We start from the raw sequence: 26,710 nt of genomic DNA, 5'->3' as shown, positions 1-26,710 counted from the left end.
CGCCTTATTGTCTCAGGGTTGCGTTGAACCGGGCCTGGAGATGCTGCATCACCGCGTCGGTGACGCCAGCCACATCCTGTTCGCCTAGGGTGCGATCAAAAGCCCGTAAAATCAAGCCCAAAGCAAGGCTCTTCTCGTCCGGATTCAAGCCCTTGCCCTGGTACAGATCAAACAGGCGGACATCCTGCACCAGCTCCAGGTCCAGCTCCCGGATGGCCGCCAGCACGTCGCCGGCGGCGACCGATTCGCCGACCACCACCGCCAGATCGCGCCGGATCGACGGATAGGGCGACAGCGGGCTGAACTGGGCCACCGGCGCGCGGGCCACGGCGACCGCATCCAGGTCGAACAGGTAGACGGGCTCCACATCGAACCGCTCGCACAGGGAGGGGTGCAACCGCCCGACCCAGCCAATCGGCTGGCCATCCACCCGAACGCGCGCCGACTGACCATCATGCAGCGCCGGATGGTACTCCATACGGAAGCCCAGCTCTCCGGAGACCCGCTCGCAGAGGGTCTCCACCACCCCCTTGGCGTCAAAGAAATCGATCTTCCTCGGGGCCCCTTCCCAGTGCTCCGGCGCCACCCGGCCCCCGAGCAGACCGGCCAGGCGTGCCTCCTGGCGCAAACCCGAGGCACCCGGAACAAACCGCAGACCGTGCTCGAACAGCCGCAGATCCGGTTGCTGGCGCGCCTGGTTATACGCCGCGGTGGTCACCAGACCCGGCCACAGCCCGGGACGCATCACCGCCAGGTCGGACGAGATGGGATTGGCCAGGGCCAGGGGTTCGACGTCCGGATAGAACGCCCGGGCCGTGTCCGCCGCAACAAAGCTGAAGCTGATGATCTCGTGAAACCCGCGGCGCGCGAGCCCGTCGCGCAGTGACCGCAGGGCATTGTCCGGGGTCACCGGCGCCACGGGCGTCGGCAGGGTCTGCGGCAGGGCATCGTAGCCGTGCACCCGCGCCAGCTCCTCGATCAGGTCCTCTTCGCGTTCCAGATCGAACCGCGCGCGCGGCGCCCGCACCGACCAGCCATTACCGACCGTCTCGACCTCGCAGTCCAGCGCCCGCAGGATGCGTTCGATCTCGGCGCCATCGAGTGTGATCCCCAGCAGCCGCTGGACCCGCTCCGGGCGCAGGGTGATCGCGCTCTCCCGGTGCGGAGCCGGCGTCTCGCCGGTCTGCTCGATCGGGCCGCACTGCCCTCCGCAGATCGCAAGAAGAAGCTCTGTGGCGCGCTCCATGGCCCGGGGGACCAGGGTGGGATCGACCCCGCGCTCGAAGCGGTGCGAGGCATCGGTGTGCAACCCGTGGGCCCGGGCGCGGCCGGCCAGGGCACGCGGGGTAAAATGAGCGCACTCGAGGATTACCCGCGTGGTGGCGTCGTCGACCGCACTGGTGGCCCCGCCCATCACGCCGGCGAGCGCCAGCGGCCCATCCTCTCCAGCAATCACCACGTCCCTGGGCGACAGCTTCACCGTCTGCTCCCCACCCAGCAGGGCCAGGGATTCACCCCCTTCCCCGCGGCGCACGATGATCCGTTCACCGGCGCGCCCGGCATCAAAGGCATGCAGGGGCTGGCCCAGCTCCAGCATGACGTAGTTGGTCACATCCACGATGGCGCTTAGCGGACGCACCCCGGCACGCCGCAGGCGTTCCGTCATCCAGACCGGTGTGGCAGCCTTCGCGTCCAGCCCCTCCAGCACCCGCGCCGCATACAGCGGGCAGGCCTCCGCATCGCGGACCTCAATGGTCACACGGGCTTCGCTGGCCACCTGCACGCCCGGCATGTCCGGGGCGTGCAGCGGGCGATCGAGCAAGGCCGAACATTCGCGGGCAATACCCCGCATCCCCAGGCAATCCGCCCGATTCGGGGTCAGGTCCACCTCGAGGATGGTGTCGTCCAGCCCGAGGGCCTCGCGCAGGTCCAGGCCGGCCTCCAGGTCCGATGGCAGCGCCATCAGTCCCGCCGCATCCTCGGACAGGCCCAGCTCGCGGGCCGAGCAGAGCATTCCCTCGGAGGCCACCCCGCGCAGCTTCGAGCGCTTGATCCGGAAATCGCCGGGCAAAACCGCCCCCACCACGGCCACAGGCGCACGCATGCCCTCGTGCACATTGGGCGCCCCGCACACGATGGTCAGCGGCTCCGCCGCGCCAGCCGCGACGCGGCACACGCGCAGGCGATCGGCATCCGGATGCGGCTCCACCGAAAGGACATGACCCACCCGCACGCCGCTGAAATCCGGGGCCGCGGGTTCCAGGGCGTCCAGCTCCAGCCCTGCCATGGTCAGGCGATGCCCCAGCGCCTCCGGGGTTTCGTCGATCTGCAGCCATTCCTGCAGCCACTGCACACTGATACGCATTAGCCTGTCTGCCCGAATTGCCCGATAAAGCGGATATCGTTGTCGAAGAACAGCCGGAGGTCATTCACGCCGTGGCGCAACATCGCCATGCGCTCCACCCCCAGCCCGAAGGCAAAGCCCGTGTACTGCTCGGCGTCGATCCCGACGTGCGCCAGCACGTTCGGATGCACCATCCCGCAGCCCATCACCTCCAGCCAGCCGGTATGGCTGCACACCCGACAGCCCTCCCCGCCGCAGTGCACGCACTGGATGTCGACCTCCGCCGAGGGTTCGGTGAACGGGAAGTAGGAGGGCCGAAACCGGGTGGCCAGATCATCACGGTCGAAAAAGGCCTGCAGGAACGCGCTCAGCACACCGCGCAGATCCGCGAAGGTGATATCCGTATCCACGCACAGTCCTTCCACCTGATGGAACATCGGGCTGTGGGTTAGGTCGGAGTCACAGCGATACACCCTACCCGGCGCGATGACCCGCAGCGGCGGCTTCTGCTGCTCCATGGTCCGGATCTGCACCGGCGAGGTATGCGTACGCAGCACCCGGTGGGCGTCGAAGTAGAACGTGTCGTGCATCGCCCGCGCGGGGTGATGCTCGGGGATATTCAGGGCCTCGAAGTTGTGGAAGTCGTCCTCCACCTCCGGTCCCTCGGCCACGCGGAACCCGAGACCGGCAAAGAAGGTCTCGATTCGCTCAAGCGTCTGCGTGATCGGGTGCAGGGCACCCGGCCCCGGCCGGCGCCCCGGCAGCGTCACGTCCACCCGCTCGCTGGCCAGCTGATCCGCCAGGGCCGCCTGCGCCAGCGCTTCCTTGCGCGCATCGATCAGACCGGCGACCTCGGCCTTGGCTTCGTTCACCTTCTGGCCCGCGGCGGGGCGTTCCTCCGCCGTCAGCTTGCCGAGTTCCTTCAACTGGGCGGTAATCGACCCCTTCTTGCCCAGGTACTGCACCCGGACCTCATCCAGCGCCTTCAGGTCGGTGGCCGCCTCGATGCGGTCGCGGGCCTCGGCGACGAGCTGTTGCAGTTGCTCCACGTGCGTTCCCCGAAAATGATGGGCGACGGCTTACCCGCCGTCCCGGTGTTCCCTGTTCCCGAAACAAAAAAGGGAGGGCGTCGACCCTCCCCTTTCCGGGACCCGCCAGGCAATGCCCGGCGGGTAATCCTGCAGGATCCTGCTCAGGCCGGCAGTGCGGCCTTGGCCTTTTCGGCGATCTTGCCGAAGGCGGTCAGGTCGTGCACGGCCAGATCGGCCAGGCTCTTGCGGTCGATCTCGATCTCGGCCTTCTTCAGACCCGCCATCAGGCGGCTGTAGGAGAGATCGAACTGACGGGCCGCCGCATTGATGCGGACGATCCACAGCGACCGGAACTGGCGCTTCTTCTGGCGACGGTCACGGTAGGCGTACTGGCCGGCCTTGATGACGGCCTGGTTGGCAACGCGGAAGACGTTCTTCCGGGCGCCGTAGTAGCCCTTGGCCTGCTTCAGGACCTTCTTGTGACGGGCGTGAGCGGTTACACCGCGCTTGACTCGTGGCATGTCTCGATTCCTCGGTCAGTTCAACGGTACGGCAGCAGCTTGCGCACGGCCGGGGCATCCGACTCGTGCACCATCGCCGGACTGCGCAGGTGACGCTTACGCTTGGTAGGCTTCTTGGTCAGGATGTGGCTGCGGTGCGACTGGAACCGCTTGAACTTCCCCGACCCGGTACGGGTGAAGCGCTTGGCCGCACCCCGATTGGTCTTGATCTTCGGCATTACTCTCTCCGGCATTTGGGGCCGTACCCGATTCGGGCCGGCCGTTTGTGAAAAGGCGATACGGGTATGCGGAGACCCGACCGCCCTTGTTGTCTGACCGGCCTACTTCTTCTTGCCGGTCAGCACCATGATCATCTGGCGCCCTTCCATCTTCGGGCGCTGTTCCACGACCGCAATATCGGCCATGTCCTGCTCGATCTTGTCGAGCAGCTCGCCACCGAGTTCCTGGTGGCGCATCTCGCGCCCGCGAAAGCGGATGGTGACCTTACCCTTGTCGCCGGCCTCGATGAAGCGGCGCAGGTTGCGAAGCTTGACGTTGTAGTCGCCCTCGTCCGTACCCGGACGAAACTTCACTTCCTTGATCTGGATCTGCTTCTGCTTCTTCTTGGCTTCCTGCGCCTTCTTCGCCTGCTCGAACTTGTACTTGCCGTAGTCCATGATCCGGGCCACGGGCGGCTCGGCATTCGGCGAGATTTCGACCAGGTCCAGACCGCTTTCCGCGGCCATTTCCAGGGCCTCTGCAGTACTGCAGACGCCGCGATTCTCGCCCTCGGCGTCGATCAGTCGGATTTGCGGGCTGGTGATCTGATCGTTCAGGCGGACCGTTTTCGCTGCGCTAATAGCCTTCTCTCCAGTTCAAGGTTCAGTGTTGGCGACTCGCGACCTCCTCCCGGAGGCGCTCGCCGAAGGCCTCGAGACTCATCACGCCGAGGTCTTCTCCGCTTCGCGTGCGTACCGCGACCTGCCCGTTTTCCATTTCCTTGTCTCCAAGGACCAGCAGATACGGCACGCGCTTGAGCGTGTGCTCGCGAATCTTAAAGCCGATCTTCTCGTTTCTCAAGTCGGACTCGACCCGGAAACCCTTGTCCCGCAGCGTCTTGGTGACCTCGCGGGCGTAGTCGTCCTGGCGCTCGGTAATGGTCAGCACCTCGGCCTGCACCGGCGCCAGCCAGGTCGGGAAGTGCCCGGCGTAGTGCTCGATCAGCACGCCGAAGAAGCGCTCCACCGACCCCAGCAGCGCGCGGTGGATCATGATCGGGCGACGGCGCTCGTTGTCCTCGGCCACGTACTCCATGTCGAAGCGCTCGGGCAGGTTGAAGTCCAGCTGTACCGTGGAGCACTGCCATTCGCGGCCGATCGCGTCGTGGATCTTGATATCGATCTTCGGTCCGTAGAACGCACCACCGCCCTCGTCCACCGAATACTTCAGCCCCTTCTTCTCGATCGCCGAGCGCAGCGAAGCGGTCGCGTGCTCCCAGATCGCGTCGGAGCCGACCGCGTCCTCGGGCTTGGTCGAGAGGTTCACGTCGAACTTCTCGAAGCCGAAGGTCTGCAGGACCTCCAGCGTCAGGTCGATCACCGCCATCACCTCGGCCTCGATCTGGTCCTCGCGGCAGAAGATATGGGCGTCGTCCTGGGTGAAACCGCGCACACGCATCAGCCCGTGCAGCGCACCGGACATCTCGCGGCGGTACACCGTGCCCATCTCCGCCCAGCGCAGCGGCAGGTCGCGGTAGGAGTGCAACCGGTCCTTGTACATCAGCACATGGAACGGGCAGTTCATCGGCTTGAGCTGGAAAGCCTGATGCTCATCCTCCATCGGCTCGTACATGGACTCGGCGTAGAAGTCCGCGTGGCCGGAGGTCTTCCACAGCTCGAGGTTCGCGATGTGCGGCGACACGACGAAGTCGTAACCCGCCTTCTCGTGCATGTCGTACCAGTACTTCTCGATCTCGCGGCGAATGCGCGCGCCCTTCGGGTGCCAGAACACCAGGCCGCCACCGGCCTCGTCCTGGATCGAGAAGAGATCCAGCTCCTGGCCGATCTTGCGGTGATCGCGGCGCTCGGCCTCTTTCAGGCGTTCCAGGTATTCCTTCAGCTGGTCCTTGTTCGGCCAGGCGGTGCCGTAGATGCGCTGCAGCATCTCGTTGTCGGAGTCGCCGCGCCAGTAGGCGCCGGCCACCTTGGTCAGCTTGAAGGCCTTCAGCTTGCCGGTGGACGGGATATGCGGGCCGCGGCAGAGATCGACAAAGTCGCCCTGCTTGTACAGCGAGATGTTTTCGCCCTGCGGGATGCTGGCAATGATCTCGGCCTTGTACTCCTCGCCCATGTCGCGGAAGTACTTCACCGCCTCGTCGCGATCCATCAGCGAGCGCTCCACCGGCAGGTCCTGCTTGGCCAGCTCCTTCATCCGCTTCTCGATCTTCTCCAGATCCTCCGGCGTGAAGCCGCGGTCATAGGCAAAGTCGTAGTAGAAGCCGTTCTCGATGGTCGGGCCGATGGTGACCTGGGCCTCGGGAAAGAGCTGCTTGACCGCCTGCGCCATCAGGTGCGCGGTCGAATGCCGGATGATCTCCACCCCCTCGGGGTCGCGGTCGGTCACGATCGCGAGTTCGGCGTCATCGTCGATCTCGTGGCGGGCATCGACCAGCTGGCCATTCACCTTGCCGGCCAGGGTCGCCTTGGCGAGGCCCCGACCGATGTCCTTGGCCACATCCAGCACGGTGACCGGATGATCGAACTCGCGGCGGCTGCCGTCGGGGAGGGTTACTGCGGGCATTGCGAGGCTCCTTCGCCGACCCATACGCGGGGTCGAACGTCGCGTGTAAAAGATTGGAATTGCCGGAAACGACAACGGCGCGAAGCGTATCACACGCCCCGCGCCGTCGGCAGGTTTCCCGGACAGCTGCCGGGATTCCCGAAGGCCGACTTACATGTTGCCTTCGATAAACAGGTAGGTCCGGTTCACGTTCGGGCGGTGCCAGTCATCGTAATGACGCAGATGCTTGAACTCTTCCAGATCCGCGAGTCGGTCCACCACCTCGCTCAGGGATTCCCAGTCTTCGATCCCCGCGCGCACTTCGCGCACCAGCAACTCAAGGTAATCACCGGTATCCTGGCGCGCCTCGGCCATATCCGTCGCGCGGCCATGACCCGGCACCACAATCTCCGGGTCAATGGACTCCAGGTGCCGGAAGGCCTCCAGCTTTTCCACCGGGTTGCTGAACGGATGAATCCCCAGCATGCGCTCGGTATAGACGATATCGCCGGTAAAGACGACGTCCTCGCCCGGCAGATGGACCATGATGTCACCCGGGAAATGGGCATCCCCGGCATAGATCAGCTCGAAGTCCACACCGCCCACGCTCAGGGTGTACTCATCGGCATCCACGGGGTTCGGTGCCGGAACCGGCTCGGTGCCCTCCATCGCCTCCTCACCCACGGAGTTGGCCAGCGAGGCGATTTGCCCCTCGCCCCGTTCGGCCTGGGTACTCGCGGTCCGCTGGAGTGCCACCAGTTCCGCGCCCTGCTCGTGGAAGTACCCGTTCCCCAGCCAGCGATGGTCCTGCGAGCCTACGGAGATCACGTGCGTGATTGGCTTGTCGGTCACGCCGGCAATCGCCTTTTCCATGCGCTGGGCTACCTCGTAGCTCGGGCCCGAATCGATCAGCACCACGCCCTCGTCCGTGACCACAAAACCGGTGTTGTTGGTGAACCCCAGATTGACTGGCGTGCGGTTCTCGAGCGAGCCATAGAAGTAGTAGACCCGGTCGGTCAGCTGGATCGGCTCCAGCACCTTTTCGATCGGTCGATCCAGCGGCTCGTCCTCCGCCTGCACCGCCATGCCGAGCCCCAGCAGACCCAGCGCGAGAAGTGCCGCCTGACCCTGGCGCAGAAGAACATTCAATGTCATGTAATTAACTCTCCTCGGGCCTGGCAGCGCACTCGGCGGACAGGCAAATCGATCCCGAAAGCCTTGAGACTGCAATCCCGCGCCTCTCGTTCCAAAGTCACAGTTTACCGTGCACCGCATTACATGCGCGCATGCAGATACGGCACCCGAATCAGCCCCTGCCGGCATGCCGGCGCCGCGAGCGAACCGCGGTCACGCCCCAGCGCGCCAGGAGCGGAAACACACCCGTCGCGGCCAGGGACAACAGCAGCACCGGCGACAGCAGCCCGTCCAGCCCCTGCAACTGCCCCAACTGCGTACCGGCATTGGCGAAAACGACCGTGGCCGGCAGCATGCCCACCAGCGACACCCAGAAATAGGTCCACGTCCGGATCGGCAGGAGTCCCATCCCGGCATTCACCAGCAGAAACGGGAACACCGGAATCATCCGCAACGCGAAAAGATAGAACGCACCCTCGCGGACGAAGCCTTCATTGATCCGCCCCAGCTGCCGCCCGTAACGCCGCTGCACCGCATCGCGCGCCAGCGCGCGTGCCGCCAGGAAGGTCAGCGTTGCGCCCAGCGTGGAGGCCAGTGACGACAGCAACGTCCCCCAGACCACCCCGAACAGGGCACCACCCGCCAGGGTCATTACCAAGATGCCCGGCACGGAAAACGCGGCGACCACCGCATACGCGACAAAGAACAACACGGCCGTGGACAGGGGCCGTGCATCCCGCCACGCCTCCATCTCCCCGCGTGCGGCCCTCAGGCTCTCGACGTCCAGCCCCGTCCCTACTCCAGCCAGCAGCCAGACGCCGACCAGAGCCATCAGTGCGGCCAGCAGCCCCCAGTAGTAACGGTTCAAGCGCGGTTCCTCGCGTGCATCTCGGCGAAACCATGCGCGGCAAACCCGTACACTGCAAGGATGAGCACATCGCAACCGCATCCGTACGACGCACTGAAGCCCGGGGTCATCCTCGACGCGGTCGAGACCACCGGTCTGCGCTGCGACGGGCGCCTGCTGGCGCTGAACAGCTACGAGAACCGGGTCTATCAGGTCGGCATCGAGGACGCCACGCCGGTAATCGCCAAGTTCTACCGGCCCGGGCGCTGGTCGCCGGATGCCATCCGCGAGGAACATGCCTTCAGCCAGGAACTCGCCGCGCGCGAGGTCCCGGTGGTTGCCCCGCTGGCGGACGACCGGGGCGAAACGCTGCAGGAACACGCGGGCTTCCTGTTCGCCGTCTACCCGCGCTGCGGGGGCCGCGCGCCGGATCTGGAGCAGCGCGACACGCTGGTCCGCATTGGCCGCTTCATCGCGCGTATCCACGAGGTCGGGCGTGCCGCCCGCTTTCGCGAGCGCCCGGTACTGGATCCCGTGCCGCGTGGCGAGGAAGCGCGCCAGGACGTGCTTGCCTCCGGCTATCTGCCACTGGAACTGGAATCGGTCTACCGCGACCTCAGCGCCGACCTGCTCGAACGCATCCAGCGCAGCCTGGACGCGGTGGGAGCGGTGCCGCAGCTGCGCCTGCACGGCGACACCCATCCCGGCAACATCCTGTGGACCGACGACGGGCCGCACTTCGTGGATCTGGACGATGCCTGCACCGGTCCGGCGATGCAGGATCTGTGGATGTTCCTGTCCGGCGACCCCCCGGAGATGGCGTGGCAGATGCAGGCCCTGCTGGAGGGCTACGAGACCTTCGTGCCGCTGGATCGGCGCGAACTTGGGCTGATCGCCCCGCTGCGCACGCTGCGCATCCTGCGGCATGCCGCCTGGCTGGCCCGCCGCGCCGACGACCCGGCCTTCATCGATGGCTTCCCGGTCTTCTACACCCCGCGCTACTGGGAAGACCACATCCTCACCCTGCGCGAGCAGGCCGCCGCCCTCGACGAGCCCGCCCTGGATCTCGGCTACTGACCCCTTGGCTCCGAGTCTCGCGCGGCAATTCAGACCGAATCGGCCTCGGGACGGCTGCCCGGGATAGCGCCCAGCCCACGGTAGTGCTCGAGGAGCTCACGGCCACTGGCGACCAGGTCATCGGTGACCTCCAGTCCGAAGTCGCCAGCCACCCGCCGGATCTGTTCGGCGCCCGTCGCCGGTGCCTCGAGCACGCGCCACAGCAGCCGCGCCCCCAGTGGATTCAACTCGGCGAAGCGCACCCGCTCCTCGCCCGAGCGATAGGCCAGCAGATAGGTCGGGACGTCGCCCGGCTGTTCCGGCTGAAATGCCGCCCCGATGCGATGCACTGGGTACTCGTAGGCGAGCAGACGCGCGGTGGCGGAGAACACCGGGACCCCGGTCATCAGGTCGCCGGTGCGGTCGAGGTCCGCGGGGCAGACGTCTTCGGCGTAGACCAGCTCGGTCTCCACCCGCTCGTAATGGGCCAGTTCCGCCAGAAACGGCGGATCGCCGGGCTGCGCCGAACGCTCGTCCGCCAGGTAGCGCACGAACTCCGCCGCCAGTTGCGGGAAGTACGGCGTCTCGCTGCCATGATCGCGGTAGAAGTCGCGCACCAGCTGTTCCCAGGCGGCGGCTTCCAGCAACCCCCGCAGGACCGGGAACCCCTTGCCCAGCAGGTTCGCCACGTTGTTGAAGAACAGCCGCCGGTAGATCGCCAGGCGCCGGCTTTCGATCCCCTCCGGCGCCGGGTGGCGCTCGGGGTCGCGCAGATGCCGCGCGAATGCCGCCTGGATCTGCTGGAAATCGGTCTCAGGCATGCAGGATGCTATCCTCCTCGCCGGCCCGCGCCTGGAGCTGCATATCCCGGATGCGGTCGGTCTCCGCCAGGAGCTCCTCCAGCGGCGGGAAATTGAAATCACGCTCGAGCAGCGTCGGCACCGGGCCGATGCGCGCGTAGGTCTCGCCCAGCAGATCCCAGACATCGCTGCAGATCGGCTGGCCATGGGTATCGACGCGCAGATCCGGCGCCTCGGCCTCGTGCCCCGCGATATGCAGATAGCGCACCCGCTCCAGGGGCATCGCGTCGAGAAACTCGGTCGGCGCGTAGCCGTGGTTGATGCTGTTGACGACCACGTTGTTCACGTCCAGCAGCAGGTCGCAGTCGGCCTCCTCCAGCACCGCGCGAACAAACGTGATCTCGTCGAGTTCGGCCCCCACCGGGGTGTAATACGAGACGTTCTCCAGGGCCATCCGGCGCCCGAGGATGTCCTGTACCTGACGTACGCGGTCGGCCACGTAGTGCACCGCCGCCTCGGTAAACGGGATCGGCATCAGGTCATACAGATGCCCCTGGCCATCGCCACAGGCCGAGAGATGCTCGCTGTAATCCTCGATCCCGTGAGTATCCAGGAAGGTCCGCAGGTCCTGCAGGAAGGTTCGGTCCAGCGGGCGCGGCCCGCCGATGTCGAGGGACAGCCCGTGGCAGACAAAGGGCTGGGCCTCGGTATATTCGCGAAAGATGCGCCCCAGGCGTCCGCCCAGGTGCATCCAGTTCTCCGGCGCCGCCTCGAAGAAGCCCAGGCGTTCCGTCGCCTCCGGGGCCTCGGCCAGCGGGCCCAGAAGGGCCCGCCGCAAACCGAGCCCGGCACCGCTGACGCGGGCCGGGTTGACGGGCCTGACGCTCCTAGCCGCCACAGGTCCCCTCGCCACAGGCCCCTTCGGAATCCTTGTCGTCGCCGGATCCGCCGCAGGTGCCTTCGCCACAGCTACCTTCGCTGTCCTTGGGTTCTCCGGCACCGCCGCAGGTACCTTCTCCGCAGGCCCCTTCGGCCAGCATCAGCGGCGACTGGCCACCCTGCTGATAGCCGTGGTTCAGGTCGGCCGATGCGAACACCGGGCTGGTGGCCATGGCCATACCGATCGCCGCGCTGCCGACGGCCCCGGCGAGGGTCTTGGTGGAAAACAGATCGTTCTTCATGATTTCACTCCTCGTCTTGCGATTATGGGCCCTTGGCTTATAGATCCTTGGGTTATAGACCCTTGAGCTATAGAACCCGGCCCCGTTCAGTAATGGCTGCTCGCACAGCTCTTGGTGTTATCCCCTGCTCATCATCCTCCGACGGATGTAGTAGTCGATGCTGACATAGCGCCCCGCCCCCCAGAAGAACAGGACCAGCAGCATCACGAAAAAGGTCGCGGCCATCTCGATCCCGTTGTTGACGATGGCAAAGTTCCCGGTCTCGGTCAGCCAGTTATAGTTGCCGTGTTCCTGCAGGATGGACTTGGCCCGGTCCAGGCGCATCTGCGCCTGCTCGATCCCGGAACAGTTGAACAGACACATCATCGGGTCGGAGATGCGCTGCCAGCCGTGTTCGAGATGCACGGTGACCGCCGCCACGACCATCGTGATCATCAGCGGGATGGAGAACCAGCGCGTGGCCAGCCCAAGCAGCAGCGCGATCGCGCCCAGCACCTCGGCATAGGCCGACAACAACACCATCAGATACGGGAACGGCATGCCCAGGCCCCAGTCCGCGTTGCCGAACCACATCACCACGCTTTCCTTCGGCAGCAGCCCGTCCAGCTTGTTGGTCCCCGCCATCCAGAAGATGGGGGCGAGGTAAAGCCGCAACAGCAAGGGCGCCAGGAAATCCGCGCCGCGCGTCCAGTCAAGCCAGCCCTGTATCCGTACCATCAAGTTTCCCGTCGCGCCCATGATGCCGTTCTCCATTTGCTCTGCTACTGGATGAAAGCCTAGACCGACCGCGCCGCCAGTACGCGAGGTCAGGCGCCAGCGTTTATGTTCGAGCGTCCAGACTCCTCCTCTCGACCACAAAACCGCGGAAACCGGGGGCGTAAGGGTCTAAGGTGAATCCCAACCACAAGGGAAAAGGACGTTCGATGGATATCAGCCCCCACGAAGACGTGCTGTCGACGGTACTCGCGGCTTACAACCTGCGGGCTCGCATCGACACCAACCCGCGGCTGTGCGGGGAGTGGCAGCTCAGCACTGCGGGTTCGGGGAATGCCAGCTTTCACCTGGTCGGCGAAGGCGGCTGCTATCTGCACATGGAGGATATGGCCCCGGTCTGGATGGAGGCCGGCGATCTGCTGTTGCTGCCCCACGACGACTGGCACCTGATGGCCAGCCGCGACACCGTGCCCGATCGGGACAACCACCTGACGCTGGTCGAGGGTGCGGATCCGCCGGACACCCCGGTCACGCAGCTCCTGTGCGGGCACTTCGAGTTCGATTCCGGCCGGCGCAACCCGATCCTGGCCGCTCTCCCCGACCACATCATCATCCGCCGTCGCGAATCGGGCGAACGCCTGGCGCATCTGGCGGATCTCATGAACATCGAACTCGCGGAGCGTTCCTCGGGCTACCGGCCGGTGCTGGATCGTCTGGCGGATACGCTGTTCGTGATGGCCGTGCGCCATCACATCTGCACCCAGCGCGAGCACTCGGAGGGATCCCTGATCGCGGCCCTGGCGGATGACCGCATCCGTCGCGCGCTGGATGCCCTGCACGCCCGGCCCGAGGCGAGCTGGACCCTGGAAGGCCTCGCCAGCGAGGCGGCCATGTCGCGCAGCAGCTTCGCCGAGCGCTTCCACACCCTGGTCGGGCAGACCCCCATCGACTACCTGACGCAGTGGCGCATGGTCCTGGCCGAGCGGCTGCTGCGCGATGGCCGCGAGTCGGTCGCCAGCGTGATGGACGCGGTGGGCTATACCTCGGAGGCGGCCTTTCGCAAGGCCTTCAAGCGGGTACACGGGTTCGGGCCGGGACGCCTCCGGCAACTGCTGCGCCGTCTGGGCTCCGGCCCGGCCTGAAGTCAGCCGTCAGAAGGTATTCGCGACGCTGGCCACGCCCGGTGCCCGCGAGCGGACCAGGCGTTCGACGACATTCTTGAGATCCAGCGTGGAACGCGGGCAGCCGACACAGGCTCCCTTCAACCGAACCCGCACGGTGCGCCCATCGAGTTCGACGAACTCGATATCGCCCCCGTCCTGCATCAGGATTCGCCGCGCCTCCTCGATCGCGGCGCGCACGGCGTCCTCGTCGATCGGACCGTCGGCGGGCACGTCCGCCGCCTCGCGCTGCGCATGGGTCTGGGCACGGTCCAGACGCAGCGCGAGTTCCGGGTCCAGCTCCTCGATCGCGTCGAGTTCTTCTTCACTGTAGACGTGATCGGGCTCGTCGCTCAGCAGATGCGAGACGTCCACCATCACCTGCGCATTGTCGGGTCCAGCCATGCTCGGGCCTCCGGGTACTCGGCTTTTGGCCAGTATAGCAACGCCCCGCTCCAGCCCAGCGCGAAGCCGCACCCGCCAGCCGGGATCCGCTTCCTCGCGCCCCGGAGGCCAGCGCAGGCGCATGCGCAAGCGGCGCAGGTCCTCCGGGTGCAACCGGCCCGCGTGCAGCCAGAGACGCCGGACCCGACCGGTCTCCGGGAGCCGGACCACCAGGATCACCATCCCGCGCAGCACCCGGGTATCGGGCAGGATCCCCACCCAGTCCACCCGCTCCTGGCGCAGTCCTTCGGCCGTGGCCAGCCACGTCGCGCCATCGGGCGTCTGGCCCAGCCAGTCCCAGGCCGGTGGCCGTGACCGCGCCTGCCATACCCACCCGGCCACCGCCAGTCCAAACACTGGCATGAGCGTCCACAACGGGCTGTACGTCAGCACGTACCCCACGACCGCCAGCAGCAGGAGGATCTGGCCCGCGAGCGCGAGCCGAGGAACAAGCGGATCAGGCCGGAGACGCAGCCTGAGCGGCGGCGCGGATCGCCGGGACAAGACGGGCTATCCCGTCGTCCACCGTGGTCTGGCGACCCATGACCACGTCCAGCAACACATTGTCGGGGTAGTCGAGCAGGCGCTCGAAGGCATCGCGACCCTCCTGGTCCAGTTGCGCATATCCCTGCGCGAGAAACTGCCCGAGCAGCCAGTCGTTCTCCAGCATGCCACGGCGGCAGCGCCAGCGGGTGCGGCTGTCGGGTTCCATCACCAAAACGCCCGTCCAGGCCCCTGGTAGGAGCCTGCTTGCAGGCGAAGCCCCTGCCCGCGTCTGGCTTTGGCGGGGGCATTCGCCTGCAAGCAGGCTCCCACGGGGGCCCGCTTGAGACGGTGCATGGCGCCGGTCACAGCGACTTCTTCAGCATGGTGCGGCGAATGTCGCTGATCGCCCGGCTCGGGTTCAGGCCCTTCGGGCAGACCTGGGTGCAGTTCATGATGGTGTGGCAGCGGTAGAGCTTCCAGGCATCGTCCAGCTGGGCCAGGCGGTGATCGGTGGCCTCGTCGCGGCTGTCCTGGATGAAGCGCGCGGCCTGCAGCAGTGCGGCCGGGCCGAGGAATTTGTCCGGATTCCACCAGTACGACGGGCAGGCGGCAGAACAGCAGCCGCACAGGATGCACTCGTACAGCCCGTCCAGTTCTTCACGATCCTCGGGGCTCTGCTTGCGCTCGACCTCGGGCTCCGGGCTGTCGTTGACCAGCCAGGGCTCGGCCTTGCGGTACTGGTCCCAGAAGTTGCCCATGTCCACGATCAGGTCGCGGATCACCGGCATCCCCGGGAACGGGCGCAGCGTGACCGGCGCTTCCAGATCCGCCAGCGGCGTGATGCAGGCTAGACCGTTCGTGCCGTTGATGTTCATGCCGTCCGAGCCGCAGACCCCGTGCTGACAGGAGCGGCGAAAGCCCAGGGAATCGTCCTGCTCCTTCAGCAACAGCAGCGCATCCAGCAGCATCATCCCCGGCTCGACCTGGTCGTCGGGCAGGGTGAAGCGCTGCATCTTCGGCAGCGTATCCGTCTCCGGGTTGAAGCGGTAGATCGAGAATTCCATCCGTACCTTCCTTCAGCGCCTGCTGATGCGGTTCGCGGCGCGAACCGCATCCCGCAGAGCGTTGCATTCCCGACAGGCCATCAGTACACGCGCTCCTTCGGCGGGAACGAGGCCACGGTGTTCGGCTGGGTGCGCACCGGCTTGTAGTCGAGGCTGTCGTCCGCCAGCGAGTACAGGCTGTGCTTGAGCCAGTGCTGGTCGTCGCGCTCGGGGAAGTCGATGCGCGAATGTGCCCCGCGGCTCTCCTCGCGCCCCAGCGCGGAGCGGATGGTCGCGATCGCGCAGTCCATCAGGTTCTCCAGCTCCATCGCCTCCACCCGTGCGGTGTTGAAGGTGGCCGAGTGGTCCGCGATCACTGCATGGTTCAGGCGCTCGCGCAGCGCGCGGACCTTCTCCACCCCCTCGCGCATCACCTCGTCGCTGCGGAATACCGAGCAGTGGTCCTCCATCACCTTGCGCAGTTCGCGCTTGAGCGGTTCGACCTGCTCGGCGGAGCCGTCGCCCGGGTCCTTGCGATCCCAGCGCGTCAGTCGCGCCATCGCCTGCTCCACGGCCGTCTCGTCCAGCGGCCGGTGGTAGCGGTTCTCGGCCAGGTACTCGAGGATGTGGTTCGCCGCTGCGCGGCCGAACACCAGGATGTCCAGCAGCGAGTTACCGCCCAGACGGTTGGCCCCGTGCACCGAGACACAGGCGGCCTCCCCGGCCGCGTACAGCCCCGGCACCGGGTCCTCCGGGGTGTCCTTGACCGGCGCCACCACCTGGCCAAAGCGGTTGGTCGGGATCCCGCCCATGCTGTAGTGACAGGTCGGAAAGATCGGGATGGGCGCCTCGATCGGATCCACCCCGAGGAAGGTGATGCTCGTCTCGCGGATGCCCGGCAGACGCTGCATGATCGTGTCCGCGCCCAGATGGCGCAGATCCAGCAGCACATGGTCCGCGTCGCGCCCGCAGCCGCGGCCCTCGCGCACCTCGGTGGCGATGGAGCGGCTGACCACGTCGCGCGAGGCCAGGTCCTTCGCCCGCGGGGCGTAGCGCTCCATGAAGCGCTCGCCCTCGGAGTTGATCAGGAACCCGCCCTCGCCGCGCGCACCCTCGGTAATCAGCATGCCGCGCCCGGCGATCCCGGTCGGGTGGAACTGCACGAACTCCATGTCCTCCAGCGGCACCCCGGCGCGCAGCGCCATCGCCATGCCGTCGCCGGTGTTGATCAGGGCGTTGGTGGTGGTGCGGAACAGCTGCCCCGCCCCGCCGGTGGCGATCAGCGTGGTCTTCGCCTCGATCACGATCGGCTCGCCGGTCAGGATCTCGAAGGCCAGCACCCCGAGCACGAAGCCCTGCTCGTCGCGCAGCAGGTCCACCGCGAAGTACTCGTCGAAAAAGTGCGTACGCGCGCGCAGGTTCTGCTGGTACAGCGAGTGCAGAATGGCGTGCCCGGTGCGGTCAGCTGCCGCACAGGTGCGCGCCGCCTGGTCCTGGCCGAAGTTCTGGCTCTGCCCGCCGAATGCGCGCTGGTAGATATTGCCGTTGTCCAGGCGCGAGAACGGCACGCCGAAGTGGTCCAGCTCGTAGACCACCTTGGGCGCGGCGCGGCACATGTATTCGATTGCGTCCTGATCGCCCAGGTAGTCCGACCCCTTCACGGTGTCGAACATGTGCCAGTGCCAGGAGTCCGGCAGCACGTTGGCCAGCGCGGCGTTCACCCCGCCCTGCGCGGCCACCGTGTGCGAGCGTGTGGGAAACACCTTGGAGACCACCGCGACCTGGGCATCGCCGTTGGACAGCTGCAGCGCGGCGCGCAGGCCCGCGCCGCCGGCGCCGATGATCAGGGCGTCGAATTTGCGCCGTGCCACGTTCATGCCAGTCCCTTCATGCAAGCCCCGCTCGAATCAGAATGAATAACGCCCACAGGCCCGTCAGGAGCAACCCGCCGCCACCGAGCACGAACACCACAAGCCGTGCACCGGGGGCGTGCACGTAGTCCATCGCCACGTCGCGCAGGCCGATCCACGCATGCAGCCAGAGCAGCAACACGAACACGGCTGTCAGCAGCCCCACCACCGGGTGTCCCATCACCGCCAGCCAGGCCGCATGGTCCGCCGGCGCGGCCAGCACGAAGAATCCCAGGGCGAGAATTACGTACACGCCCACATAGACCGCCGTGATGCGCTGCAGCAGCCAGGCGCGCTGTCCGCTCAACAACTTCACAGCACCAGCCCCAGCCAAACCAGCGCGGTGGCCAGAAGGCCGGCGTACAGCGCATCACGCGCCGTGCGCAGCGAGCTCTCGCGATCCTCCCCGATACCGAATTCCATCAGCAGGTAGCGAATGCCGGCGAACAGGTGATGCAGCAGCCACCACAGCCCGAGCGCCAGCGCCGCCAGGCCGAGCGGATGGTGGATGATCGCGATCACCTGTGCGAAGCCCGCGGGGCTGGCCAGGGAGCGATCCAGCAGCCAAAGCACCACGGGAATCGACAGAATCAGGAAGACACCGGTAATCCGGTGCAGAATGGAGACCACGGCATTCAGCGGCAGTCGGATCTTGCGCAAATCCAGAAAGACGGGACGTCCCTGCCGAGTCATGCCACCCCCTTGAACAAAGATAAAGAATCCAGGGCTGACACCCTGTGAAAGGTTCGTCTACTATCGAGCCGCTTGGTTCAGCTTACCACCTCAATCCAGTGCAGCGCTGCCTTTCCGGGCGTCCCGGCCACCGATGGCGAATCGGTCCGGCGGCGCGCGGCGACGAGCACTGCCACAGGAGAATCCCGATGCGCGAAGACTGGAAACACCACTTGATCGACGCCGGCGCCGAGTTCGAGGAGGACGACCTCCTGCACTACGGCAACCCGGAGCGCGAGCGCCGTATGGCCGTCAACGGCGAGGTGATCTGCGACCTCTCCCACCGCGGTCTGCTGGAGGTGCGCGGCGATGACGCCACCGACTTCCTGCAGGGGCAGTTCGGCAATGACATCCATGCGGTGGACGCCCAGCACAGCCAGCTCTCCAGCTACTCCAGCCCCAAGGGGCGGGCCTATGCCGTGTTCCGCGTGCTGCGCACGACGGACGGCTACCTGCTCGAGATGCCGGCGGACCGGATCGAGCCCGTCGCCAAGCGCCTGCAGATGTTCGTGCTGCGCGCGAACGTGATCATCGAGCACGCCGGGGACTCCCGCATCCACTTCGGCTTTTCCGGACCGGATGCCGAGAAGGAGCTGACCAACGCTCTGGGCGTGTGTCCCGGCGCGCCGGAAGAGGTGGTCGAGAAGAATGGCGTTACCGTCGTCCGGGTACCCGGACTGCACCCGCGCTTCGAACTGTTCGGCGAGATTGACGCCATGCGCCGCGCCTGGGACAGCCTGAACGTCCACGCGGCCCCGGTGGGCCCGCGTGACTGGGCGCTGCTGGACATCCTTGCCGGCGTCCCGACGGTGGTGGAGGAAACCACCGAGATGTTCGTCCCGCAGATGCTGAATCTGCACGCCCTCGGCGCGATCAGTTTCGAGAAGGGCTGCTACCCGGGGCAGGAGGTGGTGGCGCGCATGCACTACCTGGGTAAGCTCAAGCGGCGTATGTTCCGCCTGGCCATCCATACCCAGACCCCGCCGCAACCCGGCTCGCCCGTCTTTCGCGCGGACGGCCAGCCGGAGCAGTCGGATGGCGAGATCGTCGCGGCCGAACTCCACCCGGACGGGCTCTATTCCGCCCTTGCGGTCGTGCAGGTGGCCGCCGCGGAAGGCGAGCTGCGCTGGGGTGCACCGGATGGTGCAACGGCCGAGGTGGTCGATCTCCCCTACGCCGTCCCGGAAGGAGCCTGACGCATGCGCTTCCTGTTCTTCTTTTTCGTCCTCATCCTGCTGGCGCTGTGGGCGGCCTTCTTCAGCCGCCCCAACAACCCCACGCTGTCCAACTGGCTCTACGTGCTGGCCGGTGTACTGGCCGTGCTGTTCCTGATCGGCTACCTGCGGCTCGACGGGGTCATATGAGTCCGCTCCGGGCCGGCCACGCCGGCCCGGTAGCGCATCACGACGCCAGGCGCGCCCGGGGATCCGCCACTGGTTTGCCCAGGCAGGTCTCCAGTTCGCGCGCCCGCCGCGCGTGCCGCCCCGACAGGGCGAAGCCGGCGAGCCGTCCGTCGGCGTGATATTCCAGGTGGCGCCCGGCCCCATCGGCGCTGATCTCCACCCATTCCCCGGTATCCACCGGCGGCGGGCAGACATTCAACGGCAGGCTCCCCGTCTTGACCTGTACGACACCGGCATCCGGTCGGTAGACCGTCGCCTCGCCCGACAGGGTCCGCGCCAGCGCCGCCGCCTGGCCACGCAGGGACTCCACGTACGGGCGCAGCCGCCCCTCGAACTCGCAGCCATCGCCCAGGGCGAAGATCGCCGGATCGGTCGTGCGCAACAGCGCATCCACCTCGATCCCGCGGTCGCAGGACAGGCCCACGCGCTCCGCCAGGTCGCGCTGGGGCTCCAGGCCCAGCGCGGTGATCACCACCTCGGCCTCCAGTGTCGCTCCGTCATCCAGCACGAGGCGCCGTGTTGCATCCGTTACCGGTTCGATGCGCTCGACGGTGGCCTCGGTGTGCCACTGCACGCCATGATTCGCGAGTGCCTGCTGCAGGTCATCGCCCAGCGACCGGGGCAACAGCCCGGCAAGCGGCTGCGACGCACATTCGACGAGGTGCACGGGGTGGCCACCGGCCGCCAGGTCGTCCGCCAGTTCGCAGCCCACCAGACCTGCCCCGATGATGGCCACCCGGGTATGAGCAGGCGCGCCGCCACCGGCCTCCAGCGCCCCGCGCAGGGCCCGATAGTCCTCCAGCGTGTTCACGGCCAGGGGGGGCGCGGCGCCGCCCGGGAACGCCATCCTGCGCGGCCGGGCGCCAGTGGCCAGCACCAGCTGGCCGTACGGCACACCCCCGCGCGCTGTGATAAGGCGCTGCTGCGCACGGTGAATATCCAGCACCCGCACGAAGGGCATCAGGTCGATCCCGAGCCGCGCCGCCCGCGCCGATCCGGTCTCTTCGACCAGGTCCTCGATCGCGGTGCCACGAGCGAAGGCGTTGGAGATCCGCGGCTTGGTGTAGTAATCGCCCGAATCGGCCGTCAGCAGGCGGATGGTCCGCCGCGGATCCCGCTCGCGCAGGGCCTCGGCCAGGGCCCAGCCGGCCATACCGCCACCGACGATCACCACCGCATCCGGGTCGGCCATACCGCTCCCGGCACTCCAGGCCATCGCGGCGGCGCCCGCGTCCGCCGTTTCGGCGCGCGGTTCCAGCGCGGTGAAGTCGGCCTTGGTCACGTTGCAGTCGGGGCAGTACCAGTCGTCGGGGATATCCTCGAAGCGGGTCCCCGGCGCCAGGCCGGAATCCGGATCGCCCTTGGCCTCGTCGTAGATATAGCCGCAGACCTTGCAGATATAGCGCTTGAATGCGTCGGTTTCGGTACTCATCACGCGGCCTCCACGGCGTCGAGAATGGCCTGCAGTTTCGGGTCCAGTTCGGATCCGATGGCCTCCAGGTCGGGGTTGGCCCACGGCGCGAACACCTCCCGCGCGGAACGCGTGCTGATACGCAGGATGTCGCCATCACCGGACACATGGATACGCAACGGGATGTCGATGCCCGCAGGCTTGCAGGCCTCCCAGACACGCACCGCGTAGCTCGGGTGAAAGACCTCGAGGATCTGATCCGTCGGCACCTCGACCCCGATCTTCGCGGCATTGGCCTGACCATTGATATGCGAGACCAGCTTCAGGCCCTGGGCATCGATCGCCGCCTTCAGGGTGTCGACGGCCGCCTCGGGATCCATTCGGGTAGTGATTTCCAGCATGGCGATTCCTTGATTCGGCCCGGGGCCCGGGGGCCCCGACCGTGGGTGGTGGTTTCAGTGCGCGTGGATGCGCGCAAGCTCCTTGCGCAGGTGCTTGATGGCCGGTGTCACGATGGCCACAAAGTACGACTCGCGCAGCTTGCGCTGGGCCGCCGCATCCGCCTTGTATCCGCGCGCCCCGCAGTGCAGCAGGGCCGACTGCGACGCGCGCAGGGACAGCTCGGACCCGGTCAGGCGCATCTGCAGCACGTCCGCGAAGAACCGCTCGGATTCGTCGAACGGCGTCTCGGCCAGCGCATAACAGGCCGCGCGCCCGTCCTCCAGGGCCTCTTCCAGTTCGCCGACCTGGTCGTCGAGATAGCCGTTTACGTGCCCCAGGGTCTCGTTGGCCTCGCGCATCGTGCGCAGGCAGCCGTCGATGAGCCCCAGCCCCATGCCCATCTGCAGCAGCACGAAGCCCGGACGGATCCGGCGGATGTACTCGGGGAGCGAGTCGGCCAGCACGTGGGCATCGGGCACGAATACGCGGTCGAAGTGGCAACCGAAGGTGCGCGACCCCTCCAGGGCCGTGAACTCGGGGCAGGCCGTCAGGCTGAAGCCGGGGTCGGCGCAGTTGATCAGCGCCATCACCGGGCGCGGGTTCGCGTCGGTGGTCCGGAAGATCGCGCCGAAGTAGTGATCCTCGCCCAGGTTGGACACCCAGGGCAGCGACCCGGAGACCACATAGCCCCCGTCCACGCGTTCGGCGGAGAGTTTCAGGTCCTCGATGTTGGCGAACCATTTCATCGGGTTGGACAGCGCGGTGGCGCCCAGCGCCTCGGCATTGGCCAGCTTCGGCAGCGCCTCGCGCTTGAGTGTGTCCGAGCTGCTGTTCTCCACGTACCAGGCGCAGGCGTTCTGGCACCAGGCCACGAACCCGGTGGTCATGCATTCGGCCGAGATCACCTCGGTGGCGCGGATCGCGCTGGCAATGTCGGTGGTGCCACTGGCGTTCTGGCTGGCAAGATGGCGGTTGAAGGCGCCGAGGCGGCCAGCCTCGCGCAGAAAATCCTCGGGGTACAGGCCTTCGCGGTCGATACGGGCGGTCAGTGGCGCGAGGTCGCGTTCCACCAGCGCCTGCAGCGCGGCGTCGGCATCCGCCGGCCCTGCGGCCGGCGACACCCCCGTCACGTCTTGAGTGCGGGTTTCGAGCATTGGGTTTTACTCCCGTAAAGATCCAGTAACCGGTTCAGGCCAGCTCGACGCTGACGTTGACCGGGTTGCGCATGGTGTTGGCGACCGGCGACCAGAAGTCGGCATGCGCCACCAGGTCCTTGAGCTGCTCCTCGCTGGCATCGCCTTCCAGGTGCGCCTTCACGCGGATGTCGGAGAAACCGAGGTGCTTGTTGACGTCGGTGTCGCCCACGCCCCATACGGCGGTCACGTTGATATCCCCTTCCAGAGTGAGTTCGAGCTTGGTCAGCGTGATGCCGCGGTCGATCGCGTTGGCGTGCATGCCCACCGACAGGCAGGCGCCCAGGCTGGCGAGAACGGCCTCGGAGGGATTCGGCGCGGTGTCGTCACCGAGCAGGTGCGGCGGCTCGTCGATTACGTGGGCATCCAGATCGCGCACGTAGGTCAGGTTGCGGAACTTGCCCTCGCAGACCGTGGTGGCCTTCAGGGTCACGATGCTTTCGGGGTTGGCCTTGCCCTTGGCGGCCAGGCCGTTCAGGCCGTCCTGGTCGATCGGCTCCAGGCCGTTGACGGTCAGGGAGGTGGTGGCTTCGGCTACGGACATGGTGATACTCCTCGCAGTTGGGATTCGTGGTTCCCCGGCGTTCGACCGGGTCGCCCATCCCGGTGCAGAAGCCGTGCCAACATCGCGCACACCGCACCACAAGGCCGTTTTCGGGACGTCGCTCCGGAATCGCCCCGTCACCCGACGACCATTTCGTCCACTTTGTCCACCCGTAATCGGCCGCTTTGTCCGGATTGTCCATTGCGCATGCCCCGCGCCGGATCGCCCCGGCTTGCCGGCGCACCCACCCTGCCTCCCGGTATTTCGCGTCAGCACGCCGTTTCGAACCCGCCAACGATGAAAATCCCGGGGATCAGGACGGGTTTGGCACGTCCCTTGTAAGGAACCTTCTGAACGCGCCGCCGAAGCGATCCGCCCGGCGGCTCATGAACGAAGGATCAAGAGGGACACGCCATGGGCGCCGCCATCTCCATCGACTACATCACCCATCACTATCCCGGGCAGGAAGCCCCCACGCTGAAGGACATCCAGGTCAACATCGCGCCGGGCGAGACCGTGGCCCTGATCGGCCAGAGTGGCTGCGGCAAGTCCACCCTGCTGCACATGCTCGCGGGGTTGCTGATGCCCAGCGATGGCTGCGTGCGCATCAACGGCCACCAGGTGATCAAGCCGAGTCCGCGCTGGAACATGATGTTTCAGAAGCCCTCGCTCTACCCCTGGATGACCGTGCGCAAGAACGCCTCGCTGGGCCTGATCTTCCAGGGCCGCAAGCGCGACATGCGCGAGCGCATCGACCAACTGCTGGAGACCGTCGGCCTGACCGACAAGGCCGAGGTCAACGTGCAGTCGCTCTCCGGCGGCCAGCAACAGCGTGTCGCCCTGGCGCGCAGCCTGGCCACCGACCCCGAGTTGCTGCTGCTCGATGAACCGTTCTCGGCTCTGGATGCCTTCACCCGGGTCGCCCTGCAGGACGAGGTCACCCGCCTGGCCCGCGAACGCGGCATCTCCGTGGTGTTCGTCACCCACGACATCGAGGAGGCCGTGGCCATGGCCGACCGCGTGCTGGTCATGGGCTCCAACCCCGGCACGATCACCGCCGAGCTGAGCATCGAAATCGACCACCCCCGCGACCGCAACAGCCAGGCCTTCGTCGACCGCAAGGCCGAACTGATGGGCTACTTCGGAGCCACTCGAAGCCCCAGCACCGCTCCGGAAGCCGCCGAGTCCGAGACCGCTTCGCCTGACACGGAAGACGAAAGCCAGGCGACCGAACCGACCACATCCGAATCCCGGGCACGCGTACGCGCTGCCTGATCCACCGCCGCCACTGCCCGACCCTGACCGAGGAACCACCACCATGTGCAACTGCGACAATCACCATGACATCGACCGCGAGCTGGACAGCCTGCTGGACCGCAGCTTTTCCCGTCGCAACTTCCTGCGCACCGCCGCCGTCGGCGGCCTGGCCGGCACCGGGCTGGCCCTGCCCGGCTCGCTGTTCGGCGCCGAGCCCGGGAGCCTCGGCGAACCCGAGGCTGCCGCCCGCGACTTCGACGGGGTCGTACGTATCGGCTACATCCCGATCACCGACGCCGCCGCACTGCTGGTCGCCCACTCCGAGGGCTATTTCGAGGACGAAGGCCTGGAGGTCGCCGACCCGACCCTGATCCGCGGCTGGTCGCCGCTGATCGAGTCCTTCGCCGCCAACCGTTTCAACCTGGTGCATCTGCTCAAGCCGATCCCGCTGTGGATGCGCTACCAGAACGACTTTCCGGTCAAGATCATGTCCTGGGCCCACACCAACGGCTCTGCCGTGGTCACCGGGCGCCACGTCGACGTGCAGTCGTTCTCCGACCTGGGCGGCAAGAGCGTGGCCGTCCCCTACTGGTATTCGATGCACAACGTGGTCATGCAGATGGCCTTGCGCGACGCCGGCCTGACGCCGGTGATCCGCGACCAGGGCTCGGCGCTGGAGGCGCACGAGGTCAATCTGATGATCATGCCGCCGCCGGACATGCCGCCGGCCCTCGCCGCGCGCTCCATCGATGCCTACATCGTCGCCGAGCCGTTCAACGCGGCCGGCGAGCTGCTGGCCCGCGGCAACGTGCTGCGCTTTACCGGCGATATCTGGAAGAACCATCCCTGCTGCGTGGTCTGCATGAACGAGCGCCTGACCGACCGCGAGCCGGAGTGGACGCAGAAGGTGATGAACGCCGTGGTCCGCGCCCAGGGCACCATCCAGGAGGACAAGAAGAGCATCGCCACAATGCTCTCGCGTGACGGCAAGGGCTACCTGCCAATGCCTGCCAACGTGGTGGAACGCGCGATGACGAACTACCACGACGACAGCACCTACGCCGACAGCGGCGCGATCCGTCACCCCGAATGGGAGAACGGCCGCATCGACTTCTCGCCCTGGCCGTATCCGTCCGCGACGAAAATGCTGGTGGGCGCGATGAACGAGACCCTGGTCGGTGGCGACACCACCTTCCTTGAAGGCCTGGACCCGGACTTCGTGAAGGATGACCTGGTGAACTACGACTTCGTGCGCAAGGCGATGGAGACCCACACCGCGTGGCAGGGTGCCCCGGGTGTGGACATGGATTCGCCGTTCGCCCGCGAGGAGGTGGTGGTCCTATGAACCGCGAAGCCACGCTCTCCGTCGACCCCACAACCGTGGAGCGGCTGATGCCGCTTCTGCGGTTCGCCGACCGCGCCCGCCGGGCACTGCAATACCCGGCACTGGGGATCGCCGGCCTGTTCGCCCTGTGGTACTGGGGCGGCTGGGCCATCGCCAACAACGAGGACACGATGGCCTTTGCCAGCTTCGCCCCCGGGCCGACGCTGGCGGCGTTCTGGGACCTTGTCGTCTCCGGCAACGTCTGGAAGCCGATCGAGTCCAGCCTGTACCGCGTGGGCTGGGGTCTGGCCTATGCGATCGCCATCGGCGTCCCGCTGGGGGTAATGATCGGCTACTTCCTGACCCTGAAGCAGATCACCCATGTGCCGTTCCAGTTCCTGCGCATGATCTCGCCGCTGGCCTGGATGCCGATCGCGGTGCTGGCCTTCGCCACCTGGGACGCGGCCATCATCTTCCTGATCGCCATTGCCGCCGTCTGGCCCATCACCTATGCCACCGCGCACGGGGTACAGCGCATCGACCCGATGTGGCTGAAGGTGGGCAACAACCTGGGGGCCAACCCGTACCACACCCTGCGCTACATCGTGATGCCCGCGATCGCGCAGGATGTGTTTGCCGGGATCCGCCTGGCCGTGGGGGTCGCCTGGATCGTGCTGGTCCCGGCGGAATACCTCGGCGTCACCTCGGGGCTGGGCTACGCGATCAACGATGCCCGCGATACCCTGGAGTACGACAAACTGGCCGCCTTCGTGCTGGTGATCGGCATCATCGGCTACATGCTGGACGCCATCTGCGTGCGCCTGATCAAGCGCAGCAGCTACCACGCCGAGGGATAATCCCCACAAGCGGGACCCCATGGGCCCGGCCACCCCGGCCGGGCCTCTTTCCCTCACCCGGCAAGGCGCGTGCAAGCCAACGGTGCGCCGCCCCGCCCCATCACGAGGCACCAGCACCAA

General features: G+C 66.7%; 29 protein-coding genes. 7 read left to right on the top strand and 22 right to left on the bottom strand.

Annotation, left to right across the window (positions count from 1 at the left end):
* Positions 1 to 4 precede the first annotated feature (4 nt).
* From pheT to F614_RS0110850, 8 genes are all read right to left on the bottom strand, one after another.
* Complete coding sequence (gene pheT / locus F614_RS0110885) at positions 5 to 2,365, bottom strand: phenylalanine--tRNA ligase subunit beta (protein ID WP_019558895.1); 2,361 nt, start codon at positions 2,363 to 2,365, stop codon at positions 5 to 7.
* On the bottom strand, positions 2,365 to 3,393 hold the full coding sequence (pheS, locus tag F614_RS0110880) for a phenylalanine--tRNA ligase subunit alpha (protein ID WP_019558894.1): 1,029 nt from the start codon (positions 3,391 to 3,393) through the stop codon (positions 2,365 to 2,367). Before pheS ends, pheT begins: the two co-directional genes overlap by 1 nt.
* A 143-nt stretch (positions 3,394 to 3,536) precedes the next feature.
* Complete coding sequence (gene rplT, locus F614_RS0110875; protein WP_017925358.1) at positions 3,537 to 3,896, bottom strand: 50S ribosomal protein L20; 360 nt, start codon at positions 3,894 to 3,896, stop codon at positions 3,537 to 3,539.
* 20 nt (positions 3,897 to 3,916) lie between these two features.
* A complete protein-coding gene (gene rpmI, locus F614_RS0110870; RefSeq protein WP_017942014.1) occupies positions 3,917 to 4,114 on the bottom strand; it encodes a 50S ribosomal protein L35 in 198 nt (65 codons plus the stop codon).
* 102 nt (positions 4,115 to 4,216) lie between these two features.
* The gene (gene infC / locus F614_RS0110865; protein ID WP_081618407.1) at positions 4,217 to 4,735 is read right to left on the bottom strand and encodes a translation initiation factor IF-3; all 519 of its coding nucleotides are present in this window, start codon (positions 4,733 to 4,735) and stop codon (positions 4,217 to 4,219) included.
* Positions 4,736 to 4,757: 22 nt separating this feature from the next.
* On the bottom strand, positions 4,758 to 6,674 hold the full coding sequence (thrS, locus tag F614_RS0110860) for a threonine--tRNA ligase (RefSeq protein ID WP_019558893.1): 1,917 nt from the start codon (positions 6,672 to 6,674) through the stop codon (positions 4,758 to 4,760).
* A gap of 150 nt (positions 6,675 to 6,824) precedes the next feature.
* The gene (locus tag F614_RS0110855; protein ID WP_019558892.1) at positions 6,825 to 7,808 is read right to left on the bottom strand and encodes an MBL fold metallo-hydrolase; all 984 of its coding nucleotides are present in this window, start codon (positions 7,806 to 7,808) and stop codon (positions 6,825 to 6,827) included.
* 151 nt (positions 7,809 to 7,959) lie between these two features.
* Positions 7,960 to 8,655, bottom strand: a complete 696-nt coding sequence (locus tag F614_RS0110850) for a TVP38/TMEM64 family protein (protein ID WP_019558891.1) — start codon at positions 8,653 to 8,655, stop codon at positions 7,960 to 7,962.
* A gap of 60 nt (positions 8,656 to 8,715) precedes the next feature.
* Between F614_RS0110850 and F614_RS0110845 the strand changes: the two genes are divergently transcribed.
* On the top strand, positions 8,716 to 9,711 hold the full coding sequence (locus F614_RS0110845) for a serine/threonine protein kinase (RefSeq protein ID WP_019558890.1): 996 nt from the start codon (positions 8,716 to 8,718) through the stop codon (positions 9,709 to 9,711).
* Positions 9,712 to 9,740: 29 nt separating this feature from the next.
* Here F614_RS0110845 and F614_RS0110840 read toward each other — a convergent pair whose 3' ends face one another.
* The 4 genes from F614_RS0110840 to F614_RS0110825 all read right to left on the bottom strand — a co-directional run bounded on the left by F614_RS0110840 (position 9,741) and on the right by F614_RS0110825 (position 12,424).
* Positions 9,741 to 10,511, bottom strand: a complete 771-nt coding sequence (locus tag F614_RS0110840) for a DUF2063 domain-containing protein (protein WP_019558889.1) — start codon at positions 10,509 to 10,511, stop codon at positions 9,741 to 9,743.
* Positions 10,504 to 11,388 (bottom strand): DUF692 domain-containing protein, encoded by an 885-nt coding sequence (locus F614_RS0110835; protein ID WP_026329853.1) that lies wholly within the window; start codon positions 11,386 to 11,388, stop codon positions 10,504 to 10,506. The genes F614_RS0110840 and F614_RS0110835 overlap by 8 nt, the downstream gene beginning before the upstream one ends.
* Entirely contained in the window at positions 11,378 to 11,671 is a 294-nt protein-coding gene (locus F614_RS0110830) for a hypothetical protein (protein WP_018867312.1), read from the bottom strand. Before F614_RS0110830 ends, F614_RS0110835 begins: the two co-directional genes overlap by 11 nt.
* Positions 11,672 to 11,788: 117 nt before the next feature.
* Positions 11,789 to 12,424: a DoxX family protein gene (locus tag F614_RS0110825; RefSeq protein ID WP_019583602.1), complete on the bottom strand. Its 636-nt coding sequence runs from the start codon at positions 12,422 to 12,424 to the stop codon at positions 11,789 to 11,791.
* Positions 12,425 to 12,594: 170 nt separating this feature from the next.
* On the opposite strand from F614_RS0110825, the gene F614_RS0110820 reads away from it, so the two are divergent.
* Positions 12,595 to 13,527, top strand: a complete 933-nt coding sequence (locus F614_RS0110820; protein WP_018867310.1) for an AraC family transcriptional regulator — start codon at positions 12,595 to 12,597, stop codon at positions 13,525 to 13,527.
* Positions 13,528 to 13,536: 9 nt separating this feature from the next.
* Here F614_RS0110820 and F614_RS0110815 read toward each other — a convergent pair whose 3' ends face one another.
* The 6 genes from F614_RS0110815 to sdhC form a co-directional block, all read right to left on the bottom strand.
* On the bottom strand, positions 13,537 to 14,493 hold the full coding sequence (locus F614_RS0110815) for a NifU family protein (RefSeq protein WP_081619712.1): 957 nt from the start codon (positions 14,491 to 14,493) through the stop codon (positions 13,537 to 13,539).
* A complete protein-coding gene (locus tag F614_RS0110810; protein WP_019592807.1) occupies positions 14,447 to 14,701 on the bottom strand; it encodes a succinate dehydrogenase assembly factor 2 in 255 nt (84 codons plus the stop codon). Before F614_RS0110810 ends, F614_RS0110815 begins: the two co-directional genes overlap by 47 nt.
* 136 nt (positions 14,702 to 14,837) lie before the next feature.
* Positions 14,838 to 15,539, bottom strand: a complete 702-nt coding sequence (locus tag F614_RS0110805; RefSeq protein WP_018882387.1) for a succinate dehydrogenase iron-sulfur subunit — start codon at positions 15,537 to 15,539, stop codon at positions 14,838 to 14,840.
* Positions 15,540 to 15,619: 80 nt separating this feature from the next.
* Entirely contained in the window at positions 15,620 to 17,395 is a 1,776-nt protein-coding gene (sdhA, locus tag F614_RS0110800; RefSeq protein WP_018876834.1) for a succinate dehydrogenase flavoprotein subunit, read from the bottom strand.
* Positions 17,396 to 17,405: 10 nt separating this feature from the next.
* Positions 17,406 to 17,744, bottom strand: coding sequence for a succinate dehydrogenase, hydrophobic membrane anchor protein (gene sdhD / locus F614_RS0110795; RefSeq protein ID WP_018867305.1), 339 nt, complete (start codon positions 17,742 to 17,744; stop codon positions 17,406 to 17,408).
* Positions 17,741 to 18,121: a succinate dehydrogenase, cytochrome b556 subunit gene (gene sdhC, locus F614_RS0110790; protein ID WP_019558885.1), complete on the bottom strand. Its 381-nt coding sequence runs from the start codon at positions 18,119 to 18,121 to the stop codon at positions 17,741 to 17,743. Before sdhC ends, sdhD begins: the two co-directional genes overlap by 4 nt.
* A gap of 188 nt (positions 18,122 to 18,309) precedes the next feature.
* Between sdhC and F614_RS0110785 the strand changes: the two genes are divergently transcribed.
* Together F614_RS0110785 and F614_RS14915 are read left to right on the top strand one after the other, a co-directional pair.
* Positions 18,310 to 19,356 carry a folate-binding protein YgfZ gene (locus F614_RS0110785; protein ID WP_019558884.1) on the top strand — a complete coding sequence of 349 codons (1,047 nt, stop codon included), beginning with the start codon at positions 18,310 to 18,312 and terminating at the stop codon, positions 19,354 to 19,356.
* Positions 19,357 to 19,359: 3 nt separating this feature from the next.
* A complete protein-coding gene (locus tag F614_RS14915; protein ID WP_012983248.1) occupies positions 19,360 to 19,524 on the top strand; it encodes a hypothetical protein in 165 nt (54 codons plus the stop codon).
* Positions 19,525 to 19,561: 37 nt separating this feature from the next.
* On the opposite strand, the gene F614_RS0110775 is transcribed toward F614_RS14915, so the two are convergent.
* Genes F614_RS0110775 through F614_RS0110760 form a run of 4 tightly spaced genes read right to left on the bottom strand, consistent with a single transcriptional unit; the run spans position 19,562 to position 23,152 of the window.
* A complete protein-coding gene (locus F614_RS0110775) occupies positions 19,562 to 20,995 on the bottom strand; it encodes an FAD-dependent oxidoreductase (RefSeq protein WP_019558883.1) in 1,434 nt (477 codons plus the stop codon).
* Positions 20,995 to 21,375 (bottom strand): DUF302 domain-containing protein, encoded by a 381-nt coding sequence (locus F614_RS0110770; protein WP_018876837.1) that lies wholly within the window; start codon positions 21,373 to 21,375, stop codon positions 20,995 to 20,997. Before F614_RS0110770 ends, F614_RS0110775 begins: the two co-directional genes overlap by 1 nt.
* Positions 21,376 to 21,429: 54 nt before the next feature.
* On the bottom strand, positions 21,430 to 22,569 hold the full coding sequence (locus tag F614_RS0110765) for an acyl-CoA dehydrogenase family protein (protein ID WP_018877843.1): 1,140 nt from the start codon (positions 22,567 to 22,569) through the stop codon (positions 21,430 to 21,432).
* A gap of 34 nt (positions 22,570 to 22,603) precedes the next feature.
* Complete coding sequence (locus tag F614_RS0110760) at positions 22,604 to 23,152, bottom strand: OsmC family protein (protein WP_018867299.1); 549 nt, start codon at positions 23,150 to 23,152, stop codon at positions 22,604 to 22,606.
* Between the two features lie 414 nt (positions 23,153 to 23,566).
* Between F614_RS0110760 and F614_RS0110755 the strand changes: the two genes are divergently transcribed.
* Genes F614_RS0110755 through F614_RS0110745 form a run of 3 tightly spaced genes read left to right on the top strand, consistent with a single transcriptional unit; the run spans position 23,567 to position 26,590 of the window.
* Positions 23,567 to 24,427, top strand: coding sequence for an ABC transporter ATP-binding protein (locus tag F614_RS0110755; protein WP_018867298.1), 861 nt, complete (start codon positions 23,567 to 23,569; stop codon positions 24,425 to 24,427).
* A gap of 43 nt (positions 24,428 to 24,470) precedes the next feature.
* On the top strand, positions 24,471 to 25,754 hold the full coding sequence (locus F614_RS0110750) for an ABC transporter substrate-binding protein (protein ID WP_019558882.1): 1,284 nt from the start codon (positions 24,471 to 24,473) through the stop codon (positions 25,752 to 25,754).
* On the top strand, positions 25,751 to 26,590 hold the full coding sequence (locus tag F614_RS0110745) for an ABC transporter permease (protein WP_019558881.1): 840 nt from the start codon (positions 25,751 to 25,753) through the stop codon (positions 26,588 to 26,590). The genes F614_RS0110750 and F614_RS0110745 overlap by 4 nt, the downstream gene beginning before the upstream one ends.
* The last annotated feature ends 120 nt before the right edge of the window (positions 26,591 to 26,710 follow it).

The organism is Thioalkalivibrio sp. ALE12, assembly GCF_000381105.1.
Classification (GTDB): Bacteria; Pseudomonadota; Gammaproteobacteria; order Ectothiorhodospirales; family Ectothiorhodospiraceae; genus Thioalkalivibrio.
The sequence above is the reverse complement of the archived record's forward strand: the minus strand, read 5'-3'. Positions and strand labels throughout refer to the sequence as shown.